This is a genomic window from Pseudomonas sp. 05T35, from assembly GCF_056396605.1.
Genome location: NZ_JBFTLU010000938.1, coordinates 1 through 504 on the forward strand (window position 1 = coordinate 1; position 504 = coordinate 504).

Below are 504 nucleotides of genomic sequence, written 5' to 3' on the forward strand. Positions count from 1 at the left end.
ATAAAAAACAGCTTCAAAAAAAGACTCCAGCTTGTCAAGCTCACTTAAAAACAAGTCTTTATTGAAAGTACCCGCCGAGCGATTTATCAAGCACACATTGTAAGAGTTCTGAAAAAGCTCGTAATCGACACCTGACTCTATGAGTTGCTCAAAAGCTGCAGGTTCAGTAATAGCCATAGCGGCCGCTTTAATCTGCCCGAACCTTGTTGTTTGCGCGGAGACAGTATCTCTAAGTATTCCATCGGTTCTCGCCGCAATCTCCACGAGTTTAGGACCGTCAGTGGTAAGCATTACTTCAGCGTGGCTTGGGCCATTTTTAATACCCAAACACAAAACCACCTTCCGGGTATAGTCGACAAGACTTTTATAGACGCTCGACCTCGCGTCAATCATCTCATCAATATCATAAATAATGCTACCCGTATCCAGCAGCAGCTTCTTATACCTGACAACTTCAGTTACTAATTGTTTCCCATTCAAAGAAACCATATTGACGACATATTC

At 42.7% G+C, this 504-nt stretch carries 1 pseudogene; it reads right to left on the reverse strand.

The features are described 5' to 3' along the window. A pseudogene (locus tag AC1DH9_RS30790) lies at positions 1-504 on the reverse strand (ATP-grasp domain-containing protein); the annotation flags it as partial.